At 65.7% G+C, this 13,283-nt stretch carries 4 protein-coding genes and 1 tRNA gene; 1 reads left to right on the top strand and 4 read right to left on the bottom strand.

Annotated elements, in window-relative coordinates:
- Positions 1-8 precede the first annotated feature (8 nt).
- Positions 9-82 (top strand) — tRNA-Leu (locus tag VYL96_RS10615).
- Between the two features lie 52 nt (positions 83-134).
- On the opposite strand, the gene VYL96_RS10610 is transcribed toward VYL96_RS10615, so the two are convergent.
- The 4 genes from VYL96_RS10610 to VYL96_RS10595 form a co-directional block, all read right to left on the bottom strand.
- Positions 135-1,598 (bottom strand): P-loop ATPase, Sll1717 family, encoded by a 1,464-nt coding sequence (locus VYL96_RS10610; protein ID WP_131886441.1) that lies wholly within the window; start codon positions 1,596-1,598, stop codon positions 135-137.
- Between the two features lie 172 nt (positions 1,599-1,770).
- Positions 1,771-6,459 carry a DEAD/DEAH box helicase family protein gene (locus VYL96_RS10605; RefSeq protein ID WP_131886440.1) on the bottom strand — a complete coding sequence of 1,563 codons (4,689 nt, stop codon included), beginning with the start codon at positions 6,457-6,459 and terminating at the stop codon, positions 1,771-1,773.
- A complete protein-coding gene (locus VYL96_RS10600; protein WP_131886439.1) occupies positions 6,456-10,889 on the bottom strand; it encodes a hypothetical protein in 4,434 nt (1,477 codons plus the stop codon). Before VYL96_RS10600 ends, VYL96_RS10605 begins: the two co-directional genes overlap by 4 nt.
- A complete protein-coding gene (locus tag VYL96_RS10595) occupies positions 10,886-13,282 on the bottom strand; it encodes a 3'-5' exonuclease (RefSeq protein ID WP_131886438.1) in 2,397 nt (798 codons plus the stop codon). The genes VYL96_RS10600 and VYL96_RS10595 overlap by 4 nt, the downstream gene beginning before the upstream one ends.
- Position 13,283 lies beyond the last annotated feature (1 nt).

Genomic DNA, 13,283 nt, shown 5'->3' with positions numbered 1-13,283 from the left:
GCCGGTAGGCCCCCATAGCCCAATTGGCAGAGGCAGACGGCTTAAAACCGTTTCAGTGTCGGTTCGAGTCCGACTGGGGGCACGGGCAGCTTTCGCTTGTCACCGGCGACCTACTCTTTCACCGAGGTGAGCCTTCACCCTCGGGTCAGGTCGAGAGCCTCTTTCAGGCCGGGGTGCACCCGGAAGGAGTTTGCCGACGGGTCGAAGCGCGCGCGCGGATCCTTGTAGCGCCAGATCCAAGCAGATCCACCGCCGCGCCCACCAGGCTTTAGGTAGCTGACTACTGAGAACTCGAACAAAGTTGACATTGCAGAATTGGTTGGTTCTACTACCGCTAAGTCTCGCAATTGCAGATTTGACTCAAACTGGGCTAGCGTGAACTGCTCGGTGCCGATGGATTTCAGCACCTCAAGATATGTATTGAAATTTGGAGAGTGCTTTGCAACTTCGTCGTCAAGTTCTCTCAATAGGTAGTCTGAGTATTCTTCTCGCGCCTCGTGGACGCTCGAATTTGTGAACTGGCTACCATCCAAGCCCGATTTGTGCGCGTCCAGCACAGTATTGCAGAATTTGATCATGTCTCGGGGGCGGAGAAAAGTGCGGTCGCAGATGTGCTTATATTTGTTCTGTCGACTCGGCATTTCCTTGGTCTCATCAAACACGTCACTCCAGTTGACGAGGTCGTCGTCCCCGGCTTCGGCGAGCGCGTTTGTAAATCGTTTCTCCATTAGCTCCTTGAGCGTAGGGCTACTGCCGGAGTCTGACCAGACCACTCTCGTAGAGTAATTCTCGGCTATTTTATTCTTATCTTCGAATTGCAGGTCTTCGAATATGTCATCTCGCAGGAATACGGCGGGGCAGAAGTTCTTTCCGCTGTGCCTACCCTGTATAAAGAGATCTCGTGCCGCCATTATCAATCCGGAAAGCCTTGCGGAGTAGGACGCGTCATCTGGGTCGAATCCGAGATCAAGTTGGTCGAAACAGATAAAGTACGACAGTGTCGGATTGAGTGCGCTCATCACTGTCGAGGCGAGAGTTCGGTTCACATCTTGGATGTGGATCGGAAGATCTCGCACTCGGATGCGTGCGATGTCGCCTGCCGCTGCCCCTAGGCTCAGGCGCCCCTTTACCTGGAGCACTCGCTCGGGAGAAAACAGCTGGGTCATGTCTGGATTTCGAGAACCGTAAGAATCAACCATAAAAGCCTCGAGCCGGGCGAGGCTCTCATGGGCCTCTTCGCTCCAGGGCTGGCTTCCATCTTGGTTTAGGAGAATTTTCGAAACGGCAATTAAGATTAAGTATTTCCAACTGTGAATGTACCTTCTCTCGACTGGTACTCCGGTTTCTTCCTGGAGCTTGTGGTGCGCCCACGGGTAGTCGTCGAATGAGTAGCCAAAAGAAAATTGGTCGAAGGACTGCTCGGTAATTATCCGCTTGTAAATAGCCGTTTTTCCGGCCCCTTTTCGGCCAAGAACCAAGAAACGTCGTTGGGCTTTCAGTTCAAGGTATGCAGGATGGTCCTCAAAGCAATCTCGAAGCAGTTCATCGGCGTCCGCATCGATGGCTCCAAAGGAGTCTATCTGGACCAGTTCTTTCATTCGGTCTCCTAGGTGCGAGGTTCACTTTCTCGGAACGTGCGATGGCCCCTGCGCGTCGGCGGCAATGACTCGTCGCCGCTGTGCTCTTAGACTAAACCTACTGAGTAGATGTGGGGGACGACTGGAGCTCCCCGCGCGGAAAGCCTTTCACTCTGAGCATCTCCAGCAGCGGCTATGAAGACGGAATGTCCGAGGCCCCAAGGGGATGGGTAGCCGTCTTGTAAGACCGCATCTGGTCGAGGAGTCGCAGCGCGTCCGCACGCTTGAGCACTTCGTGGTGCCTGTCGTTGAACGCGTTGCGAAGGCATCCGAAGCAACTGGTCTCTAGGCCGCAGTCGCAGTTGTCCACCCGCTTGTACGCCTCGTCCAGCACAGTGGTGATGTGCTCGGTGATCTTTCGCGCCGCGCCTGCCCCACCGGGGACCGTGTCATAGAGAACTATCGATCGGGTGCGCTGAGACCAGGAAAGCGTGGCGTCGATGTCATCTCTCGAGATCTCCAAGCCCTCCGATGCTCCCTCCAGGAGGGCGTACATCAGCGAGTGCATGGCGTCCGAGTTCGCGTCGACGAGGCCGCGGGGGACGATCTCTGCGGTGTCTGTTTGATACCTGTGACCGAGCGCGACCAATTCGAAGCTGCCCTTGCAGTCGGCACCGGTGAGCGGGTTGGTGTGCGTGGTCGACCTATCGCCCATGTGCGGCTTGGCCCAGCCGCAATTGCTACACACTCGATACCCGGCGCCCTTCCCTTCGGAGAGGACGACCATCTGGGCACGCACTCCCGAGGTGGCCGTGGTGGTGGCCGTGCCGCCGATGAGCTGGACCTGAGAGATCGAGTCCCCCGGGTATTCGACATACGACGAGCCGACAGTCCCTCGCGAGGGAGGCGCAGATCCGACGGGGTCGGGAACGGGATCTGCGACGAAACCCCACTCGGGGATGATGAACTTTTTGATCGCCTTACTACTGAACTCGGCGTCGCAGACCGTGCAGGTGGGATCCGCGCCCTCCAGCGTCAGGCCGGTCTGGAAGGCGCCACAGCTGGGGCAGACCCTGTACTCGTGCCGGACGAACGCCTTACCGGGCTTCTTGGCCACGGCGCGGGACGTCCAGAGTTTGCCGGCAGCCACGACCTGATTGCCCGGTGCGTAGTCGAGGATGGCCAAGGCGAGATCGCGATCCAGCTCGAGCTTCTGTCCGGCGGGATCGGGCGAATGGTTGGTGCGCAGGCCGACAGTGTCGACCGGGAACCCGTACTTGGGAAGGATGTTCTTCTGTGCCAGCACGGCGAGGGTCTGGCGGCTCTCCACCGTGCGCAGGGTCCGGTCCAGCAGGCTCGCGTACTTGTAGTTCTTCTCGGCCGCCGCGTTTTCCTGAAGCTCGGTGAGCTGCGACCGCTCGAGACGGAGCTCTTCGGCCACGGTCTCGAACCGCTCGATCAGGTGACGGACCCACCCGTCGTCGGCCACTCCGAGTTCTTCGTGGAGCTCGTCGGGTACCACGCGCGCCACTGCGTCGGCGAGGTGCGACGGAACCGGGGTGAGGAACGGCTCGATCTGCCGCCATGCCTCGTCGACCGAGTTTTCGGCGCAGAGGAGGTCAGCGACGTGGGGGAACTCCCGTCCGTAGCTCTCGAACTGCTTCCGCAGGAAGTCGGCGAGCACGATCGAGTGGATGTGTCTCCGGGCGATGCGCTCGTTGTCGATCGGGACCCACGGTACCCGCATGATGCCGCTGATCATGTCCGTGGGGTCCTGGAAGCGGGCGAGGTCACGCGGCCGCCGCTGAGCGTAGGTGGTGACGAAGGCGGCGGAGTCGGACCGTCGTCCCGCCCGGCCGGCCCGCTGGACATAGTTCGCGGTGCGTGGCGGCATATTGCGCATCACCACTGCCTGCAGGTCCCCCACGTCCACACCGAGCTCAAAAGTAGTGGAGCATGAGAGCACGTTGATGTCGCCCCGGATGAATCGGTTCTGGATCTCTAGCGCTTCCTCTGCAGTCCATTGCGCCGTGTGTTCGCTGGCGGACATGGGCGCGAGCGCCATGGACCGGTAGAGGTGCCGGTAGTGGTTTTCTTCCTCGTCGAGTGACGGGATCGGGGCAGTTTCAAGCACACCGTCGCAGTTCAGCGTCGGGCACACCTCTAGTGCGTTGTGGGCGGTACGCGACCGGCAGACGGAGCACCGCCACCACCGTGTTGCGATACCGGGCCTAAGGTCGATCATCCGGTGATCGAGCTGCCTTGTGCCCACGGTAGGCGTGTTGTCCTTGAGCCAACCGAGTCCGTTTCCGCGACTTCCGGCCGGGCCGAGAACCAGCCACAGCCTGTCGAGAAACTCGCGGGCCTGGTCGCGCTTGCCGACCTTCTCCAGGACACGTTCGAGGTAGTTGAGCCGCTTGTTTGTGCCGCGGGTGGGAGCCCAAGACAGTTGCTTGCGCCGACGGTCGGAACCATCGGAGCGCATAGAAATCACAACATTGCGCGGGGCGAACAATTCGTCGGTGGCGTCGACCCCGTCGGGCATGGTCACTGCACCCTGGCGTCGGACCATCGCCGCCAGCTGCTGCAGGACAGCTCGCGCGCCTTCGGCACCGAGCGCCTTGACGAGGGGCGGAGGAAGCTGGGCACCCTCCGGCAAACGCATGCTCACATGGAGCAAGCCCAGACCTTCCAACGATTGACGGGTGTCTGTGCCGATGAGATCGGACATGAGCCACGTGGCTACGGCCCGGTCGGTGTGTCGCTTGGAGTCTGTCGCTTCGAAGAGGTGCGCCTTGCGTCCCACGGGCACGGCGTCGGCCACCAGGTCATCGATAGTGGCCGCCCCGTCTCGGTAATACGGGGAGTCGATGGTCTGGGTGAGTAGGCGACGCTGGACCAGCCGGGAGTAGGTGCCGTTGAGGTATGGGGCGGCGTACGCGGCGGCCTGCCTGGAGTCGCTGAACATGAGGAGCTTGCGGCCCTGTCCGACCAGGTCCCGCGACTCGTCTTGAGCGATCGGAAGTTGCTGATACAGCGACGTGGTGACCACCGCAGCCGGCGCGTCGCTGCCGAGATCGAGACGCCGGATCAGGTGGTTCTTCTGCGCCCCGCAGTGGATGCACGTCGACAGTCCGGCCTTACTAGTGTGCAGGTCGAAGATCGGGCGGATGGTGCCCTTGCCGCATCCGGAGTGGCAGGCGGTGACCTGGCTGTCGGAAAGGGCCCCGCAGCCGGTGCACAGCCAGGTGGCGGAGGTGTCGAGTCGCTCCTCCTCAGCGGCGAGGACCGAGTCGTCCTCGTCCTCCACGACGTCGGCGGAGTCGAGAAGGGCGAACCACCGTGCGTGGTGGGATCGCCCGGTGACGGGGGTCAGCCGGTCGTCCTCGACCTGTCCGGCGAGGTGCACGGTCCCGCACGAGGTGCAGGTGGCGAATTCGAACATCGCTGCCGCGCACGTCGGACACTCCTCGTGCCTGGCCAGGGCTACGTGGGGTCCGGTTTCGGACAGGCAGGCGAAGGCACCTTCGGTGGCGCGGACGAAGAAGTGGTACCGGGCGGACAGCACCGGGTGCCCGTTGTCCGCCTTCACCCGGCCGCCCAATCGAACGAGGGTCTCGAGAAGCCGCTCGGCTTCCGGGTGATCCGGCCAGATTTGCCTGGCCAGAACGAGGATGTCGACGGGGCCGTCGGCGAGCGCGGCACGCAGAGTGACGACGTGAAGTTCGTGGTCGAGTGCCTCACCGGCGCTCGACATGCCTGAGAGCTCGACCAGCCGGTCCAGGTCGGGGCCATCGTCATGTCCTCCGAATCCCCAGTCGTCGGTGGGGCCGGCCACCACATCGAGGAGCTGCTCGGGAGTGAGCTCCCAGGTGGCGGCGTCCGGGGAGGCGATCCGCACCGCGTGGACGACATCCTGCCGGGCGGGATCTGACGAATACTCAAAATTGGCGTTGAAAAGTTCCGAGGCGAAGGTGGTCACCTCTGAAGGCTCACCGTCGAGGGAGGCCGAGGTGGCGATGTACTGGAGTCGATCGTACGGGGCGACGCGATCCTTGAGCCGACGAAGCAGCATGCCGACCTCGGCTGCCTGGGCGCCGTCGTAGACGTGGGCCTCGTCGAGAGCCACGAACCGCCAAGTCTGGGAGCCGTGGTTGGCGAACAACTCGATGTCCCGGGGCCGCAGGAGAAGATACTCGAGCATCGCGTAGTTGGTGAGGAGGATATGCGGGGGCTCGGCCTGCATCTCCTCGCGGCTGAGCTTCTCGTTCGGCAGGAGTGGCTCCCCGGGGTGCAGGGACCGGAAGTGTCGCTGGGCATCCTTCGCGGTGTGCTTGGTCTCGCCGGTGTAGCGGCCGAAGGTGATCTCAGGGACGTCCGCTAGAAGTGCCCGCAGTCGTTTGAGCTGGTCGTTGGCGAGGGCATTCATCGGGTAGAGGAGCAAGGCCCTAACCCCGGGGCCGAGGGTTCCCGCGGCCTTCTCCGCCATGAGGTGGTTGAAGATGGGCAGCAGAAAGCTCTCGGTCTTGCCCGAGCCGGTACCGGTCGTCACCACCACGTTGCGGCCGGCCACGACCTTCCGGATCGCGTTCTCCTGGTGCGCGTACAGCGGCCTCTCCAAAGGCAGCTGGGGGCCGGCCAGGCGCGTGAACGTCGGATCCAGCACGCCCTCGTCAATGAGATCGCTCAGTGATTTGCCCGGGGCATAGGGCGGCGTCGTTTCGAGGAGCGGCCCCTTGGTGAGGTCGCGCGATCTGCCCACCTCGCCCACGAACTCCTCGCGAAGACTCGCATCTTTCGGGTGGAGGATCGTGGTGAGGTACCGCTTGTACGTCGTCTCGATGGACCGGGCGGTGATCAGCGGGTCGAGGATGTCGGTCACTGTTCTCCTAAGGGGTTGACGATGAGATCGACGATGTCCTCGTCGGTCATAGAGCCGAATGCGGAATAGGGATTGCGTTTACGGTCGGGCAGTGTCATCCGGGTGACCAGGGCCTCCGCGACGAGTAGATCGATCATTGTCTGTTGGGGCTCCCGTGCGGCGAACCAGGCCCATGCCGTGTCCGTGCCCGGGGGCGGGTCCAGTCGGATTTCGTCTGCGGCAGCCAGACGGGCGTAGAGGCAGAAGGTCAGACTGGCGAACGGCGCGTTGGCCCAGGGGTGCTCGTTGGTGACGTTCCCCAGCTTCCGGGTTCGGGCGGTCACCGCCCGCCAGAGGACTCCGAAGCGTTTGACCTCGCCTATTGGTGGGAAGCGCCCCTCCAGCAGCACGCCGTAGAACTCTCGGAGCCTGTCGATCTCCGAATCCTTGTTCCGGAACAGGGCGCGGTAGGCGTCGTACCTGGAGGCCGCGTCGGTGAGTCCCCCGGGAACCAGTCGTTTGGTGTCAAGGACTCTGCTCACCTCGTCGGGCTGGTTGCTCCGTAGAACCAGCTCCGCGTCGAGGGACGCCGAGATTGCCAGCGGATCACTCCCGGTCTTGAGGATGTCGATCAGGGTGTGTCCGCCCACGCCTTGGAGGCGGTTCCGCAGCGCCATGCGCTCTTCCACGCTCGCGGCGGGGACGTCGGCGATGGTGATGAGGACGTCGAGCCAGGGCTCCGAGGAGAGCGCGGTGCTGGCGGCCCTGGCCAGCAGGTCCTCGCGGCCGTAGGGCTTGAACGAGTGGAAGACCAGGCCGGATCGGATGAAGAGGGCGAGCTTGTCGGAGGAGTCCAGTGGTGCGGCGGCCAGGGACAGTGCAGCTCGGCGGGGAGAGTTGCCGAGCAGCCGGGACAGTTGGCGGAATCGCTGATCGTCGCCGGCCTCGAGTCCGCGGGCGAGCAGGCCGAGCGTGGACCACACCTCCGGGCGTGTGGGGTCGATGTCGTCGGTACCGGCCAGGCCGAGGAGGAAGCGGGACAGCCCACGCGTCGCGGGGTCAGTGAAGTCGCCCGGTCGGGAGAACCGAACGCTGTCTCCGGACGGCAGGGGCGAGGGCGGAACGGGGTCCCAGTCGTCGTGGACGGCGGGGGCGATCCGCAGGTCACCCACCTCTCTGGCGGACGCGGGTAACGACGCCTTGCCTCTGACGAGTGGCACGGTGAGGACCGGGCTCCAGGGGCGGGCGACCTTCCAGATGTGGACTGTCGTGTCAGGGTGCAGGTTGCGTCCCCGGACCACGATCTCGTCCTCCTCGATCGTGATCCTCACGTCTGCGGCGACGGTGTGGAACCGGATGATCGGAGCCGCGTAGGTGCCGTCGGGGTACTTCAACTGGAGCACCACTTCACCGGACTGGGCCTGGCGAGCGGCCCCGGCGAGGCGATCCGCGGTCATGGTCTGAACGCCGCCGCGGGACCGGGAGGCGAACTCCTCCCTCGCTCGTACCGAACCGGTGTGGTCACGGACCTCTGACACCACGTCGATGTCCTCGGGTATCCCGCGGACGGCGAGAACCGCTCCCGTGAAGTCGTCCGGGCGACGCCCGATCTGCCTGTCGCTCCATGAGGGAACGCCGCCAACCGGTGTCATCCGGAATTCCATCCGCGGGGGCCGGACGGTGACCATTTCGGAGGCTGCTCCCCGACGGATGCGGAGTGGCCGCTTGGAATCGTCGGGACCGAAATGCAAGTTCGGGTCGAGCACCACCAGCGTCGGGTCGTCGGACCAGACCGTGGCGGTGACCTCGGTGAGTCCGTTGTCGGTGGGAATGCGGAGCGTGTCGTCATAGAAGATCTCCAGCCCTTCGGCGACGAAGACGCTCGTCTCGAACCTCGCGCCGAAGGGTCCCGTGACACGCACGTCGAAGCGGCCGAGCTGCGCGGGTTCCTCAGCGAACAGGGGAACCTCGCCGCCGTCCGGAGAGATGTAGTCGCCCTGGACGACCCATTCGGTGGCGCCGGCTCGCCGATACCGGATCGTCCACGTCGCCTCGGACCCGCCGAGGGCGGGCAGCACGATCCACGGACGGGCGTGAAGGACGGGGAGCTTCTCACTGAACACCCCGGGGAGAACGGGGAGCGGGTCGTCGGGTTCGTCGAAGAGAGCAGGAAGCGCCTGGCTGCCCACCGGGAGGTCGCTTACCTCGCCCTGGGAGGTCCGGGTCCGCAGCGAGGTGGTCTCTGTGAGATCCCACTGGCGGATGGTCCAGCCGGCCCAGCCCAGGGGCGCGCCGAACTCGTCGATCACACGGGGTGCGTGGGGATGCTCGCCCAGAACGGTGAGATCGCCCGGCAGGACCGTGAGCACTTCCGACCTGGGCAGGCGTGCGGTGTCCGGGATGTGTTCGCCCTGTGTGGTGAAGAGGATGAGTGGCTTGGACGCGTCGTACAGACGGAGTTCGATCGGGTGCGCCAGGGAGGGATGCGTCACCACGACACGGCGGGTGGGGTGTTCGAGGGGGACCTCGACTGAGCGATCACTACTGAACTTCTCGGCGGCGACCCGCACCACGTGGTTGTCCAGCGTGACGGTCCACGGAGCTGAGGTGTGGCTCGACGGGGCCGGGATCCGCACCACCATCGAATCGTCGGCCTCCAGGTGGAGGGTGGGCGAGAGCCGCGACCTGCGGCGCTGAGAGCGGACCGATCCGGAGACGTCCGCATCCTGGAGCGCCCGACGGAGTGGATCGACGAGCAACTCGGGCAGGGATGTCTGGTCGGTGGTGAGTGTGGAAGCGTCGGCGGCTGGGTTCTCGGCGATCTCGGCCACGATGCGGGCCATCTCGCTCAGCAGCTCGGCGCCGCGTGCTCCGCTGTAGCGGACGAAGTTCCTGGTGGGGTAGTCCAGGCGCTCGAAGACGTGCTCCTGTCCCGGCTGCCGCACCCAGTCGACGAAGGGCTGGGTGTCACGTGAGGAGACCGAGCCGATGTAGGTGCTGAGCACCTCGATGAGTCGGCCCGCACTGGCCGCCGGGGTGCCGGCATGGATCGCGAGTCGCTGGACGTGACTGGACTTCGACAGGCCTTCGATCGGGTCCAACCCGAATCTCTCCAGCAGTGGGAGGACGAGGTGCCGGAGGTGATTCTCGTCGTTGTTGCCGTGCTCGACCTTCAGTCGGCCCCAGTACCGGTCCCAATAGGTGTTGTCCTCCAGACCGATGGACGCCATGCCCACCAGGGACATGAGCGTGGCGGCGGGAAAGTGGTGGGCGATCTGGGCGACGGTGGTGCCCCGCCCGCGGGACAGGCGGTAACGGTCGCCGTACACGTCCAGGAGGACGTCGAGTTCCAATGCGGACAGGTCGGTGTCGACAGCGAGCGTGGACTCGGCCAACCTGTCGCGCAGCGTGGCTTCCCACGCGTCGAGGTCGTCGTCCGACGTCAGGCCGAGTCCCGAATGTTGGCTACCGGATGCGGGGGTGGTGTGCTCGTGCGGGCGGATCGTGGTGGTGTCGGCGTCCGTCGAATCCTCGTCCGCGGGTGGCGTGACCGCCTGGGTAGGTCGAGGGAGAACCGGCTCGCCGCCGGTGGGCGCGCCGCCCTCCTCCAGGCCGGTCGATGGGGAATCGACTGTCGAGGTCGAGGTACCGGGGTGGAGATGACCAACGTTCTCGTCCGGCGACGGTTCCCTCTGCGGTGCGGGATGATCAGTCTCGCTGGAGAGGTCTCTCACGTCGTGACCGAGGAGCTCCGCCGCCTGTGCGAGGGTCACGTCGAGCAGCCCCAGCCGCCTGCGCAGCTGCGGGTGCGTGGAGAGGGCGACCTTGCCGTCCGGGGAGATGAGGGTCTCCAGCCAATGCCGCATCTCCGGGGAGTCCGCGGCCTCACGCGCCTCGGTGACGGCGGCCTCAAGGATCGTGTCGAGGTCGTCCTGGAATTCCCGTCTGACGTACGCGTTCGCGGCGTCGGCGTCGCCGCCTCCGAGCCGTATGTCGATGAGTGCGTAGAACCTCTCGGGCGGGAGCGCGAACACCGCACTGCTCACCGCCCGCAGAACGGGATCCCGGGGCCAGGTGGGTTCGGGCACCGCCGCGGCCGCGGCGTTGACCTGGGCGAGGGTGCGGTGAAGTCGTCGTCCGTCGGCTCGCGTGAGCGGGGTGGTGACGTCCTGAGAGGGCCGGACGGCGAGGGCAGCGAACGTCACCGGTGGTTTCGCGGAATCCAGCACCAGCCCGAACTGGGACGGGATGAGCGGATAGAGCTCGCCGAGTGCCGCGTCGCCGGCCACCCGGAACGCCGAGGCCAGTTCGAGCACCGTCTCGACGCGATCCGCCGGCGAGGTCTCGGCGATGAGCGTCTCGCCCGATACCGGGACGTGGTCTGCGACCTCGTCCCAGAAGGGGAACGCGAGCCGCCAGGTGTACGTGCCGGTGCTGCTCGCGTCTGTCACGATGCGGAGTCCTCCGTGGAGATGCCGGGTAGGAGTGTGGACGGCTGGGCCCCGGTGGTGACGACGAGCTGATCGCGGGCCCGGGACGCGGCCACGTAGAGCAGGGACCGTTCACGCCTGCGCAGGTGCTCCTGGTCCTCGTCGGTCAGTCCGTGGCGGACGGGCGCGGGGACGGTTCCCTCGCTCACGCGGGCCAGCACGACGTGGGTGAACTCCATCCCCTTGGACGAGTGCATTGTGGTCACGTGCACCCCCGAGCCCTCGCCGGAGCTGATCTCGATGCCGCGGGACTCAAGCCCGTCGATGATCCGGTCCACGTCCCGACGATTGTGGGTGAGCACACCGATCGACGCCTTGGGGTTCTCGGCCAGCCAGGAGCGGATGTGACCCTCAGCGATGTCGAGCTCGCCACGGAGGTTGTCGGCATGGCCCACCTGCGGCGCGGGACCGCTGCGGGCCGAGCGGTAGCCGGTGAGATTCTCCGACTCGCCGTCGGTGTCGACGAACGTCTCGCCGGCGAGGATACCCATCGCGAACCGCAGGTTCTCGTCGGTGGTGCGGTAGTTCAGGGTGAGCCGCGAGGCCCGGCCGCGGATGTTGATCCCGTAGTGAGACAGCACGGTGGGACGGCCGTAGATCCGCTGGTGGCCATCCTCGGCGATAAACAGGTCGTTCGGGCCCTCCGCGACGAGCGCCCGCAGCAACCGCCAGTGACCGACGTGGAAGTCCTGAGCCTCGTCCACCACCACGTGGTCCAGCAGCCGACCCCCGCCAGCGACGGCAATCCCGTCGAGTACGGCGGCGGCGAGGCACCCGAGGACCTGGAAGGTCTGCTTGTTCTCGCGACGGGTGATGGCGAGGTAGGACTCGATCGCCGACCACACCGCGGTGCGGGCCTTCCGGTTCAGAGGCGTGCCCCGTCCGCCGCGGTCGCCCTTGAGGTAGCCGACCTTGGTGGTGATGCCCTGCGCCAGGACGACGGTCTCCAGCTCCCCACGGAGAAACTCGGGGGTCGCGGTGGAGCCCTCCGGCTGCACCGCCGCCCGCTCGACGGCCTCGAACCACAGCTCGCGCTCGTCGTGGTCGCTCAGCGGGGAGGGGACCGAGGAGAGGGACTGGCCGATGACGGCGGGCCCGGCGGCAGCGAGTTGGGCGGGTGTGGCCCGGTTAAGCACAGTCATGGCGGTCTGGTCGATACCGGCTACGGCCACGCCGTCGCCACCGATGGCCGAGGCACGGGGCAGGCCGGCGTCGAGGATCTTGAGCTGCGCCGAGAGCGACGCCGCCAGGACCCGGGTGAAGGTGGTGAGCAGCACCCGAGGGGTGGCGGTGTCGGCTGCGTACTCGGCGGGGGCGCCGGTGAGCGATCGGGTCGCCAGGGCGCGGGTACGGTGCAACGCCACCACGGTCTTGCCGGTGCCCGCGCCGCCGGAGACCCGGTAGGCGCCGTTGCGGTAGCGGGTCGCCAGCACCTCCTGCGAGGGGTGCAGGAAGGTGGTCCACGCCTCGAAGTCACCGTTCTCGATGATCTCGCGCATGATGTCGGTCGAGTCGCCGCCGCTGCCGAGGAACGTGAACTGCATCCGCGCGGCCGGGGCGGTGACCGCGCGGATGAACTCGTCGGTGTCGTCGTCGGACACCTCGGCGTCGTTTGCCGTGGCGCCGAGCCGCAGCTCGTCGCGGACCTGGTCGAGGGAGTAACCCACCGCCAGCCCGAGGAGGGCGTCGCGTTCCCACGGGGCTGCCGCCTCGAGTGCGGCCTCGAGTTCCGACAGGGTCGTGGACGCCAGCGCCGGACCGGAGACGGCGGGGTCGATCCCCAGTTCGCGTGCGAGGACGTCGGCGTCGATCCCGTTCGCCGCGAATTCGGGGGTGGGGTCCTCGACCACCGCCGCGGCCGGGGCCGCCTCAGCCGGTGTCGACGCCTCGGTGCCAGCACCGGCCTCCGTCTCCGCGCCCCCGGTCGCGGCCCCATCCTCAGTTACCTGCCCGGCCTTGGCCGCGGCCTCGAGTGCGGCGGCCTTCTTGGCCTGCTCGGCGGCCAGCTTCGCGTCGAGCGCCGCGGCCTGCTCGCGGACGAGGGTGAGCACACCATTGACCGGGTTGACCCGGAGCTGCATGGTCGCGGCCGAGTCGTAGGCGTCGTCGTGCGGGTAGGTGCCCACATAGACGTAGTGGGTCTCGGCGCCGCCGTCGATCTTGAAGACCAGGGCCCGGAACTTGTCGTTGACCCGCACCGACCGGATGCGACCGTCCACGGCGTTCTTGATGGGCTCCACGTGCGCGCCTACTGCGGTGTCGTCGGCCTGCAGCTTGGAGAGCATGTCGAACACGCGCTTGCGCAGAGAACCGTCGAGGTTCTCCTTCTTGTTGATCAGCGTGATGGTCGCCATC

Origin of the sequence: Dietzia maris (assembly GCF_036287335.1) — a bacterium.
In the GTDB taxonomy this organism is placed as follows: domain Bacteria; phylum Actinomycetota; class Actinomycetes; order Mycobacteriales; family Mycobacteriaceae; genus Dietzia; species Dietzia cinnamea.
This window is presented reverse-complemented; position numbering and strand designations above follow the sequence as displayed.

Excerpts from the sequence above, each read along its gene's own strand:
- VYL96_RS10595 (WP_131886438.1), bottom strand. The coding sequence starts at position 13,282 with ATGGCGACCATCACGCTGATCAACAAGAAGGAGAACCTCGACGGTTCT.
- VYL96_RS10610 (WP_131886441.1), bottom strand. The coding sequence starts at position 1,598 with ATGAAAGAACTGGTCCAGATAGACTCCTTTGGAGCCATCGATGCGGAC.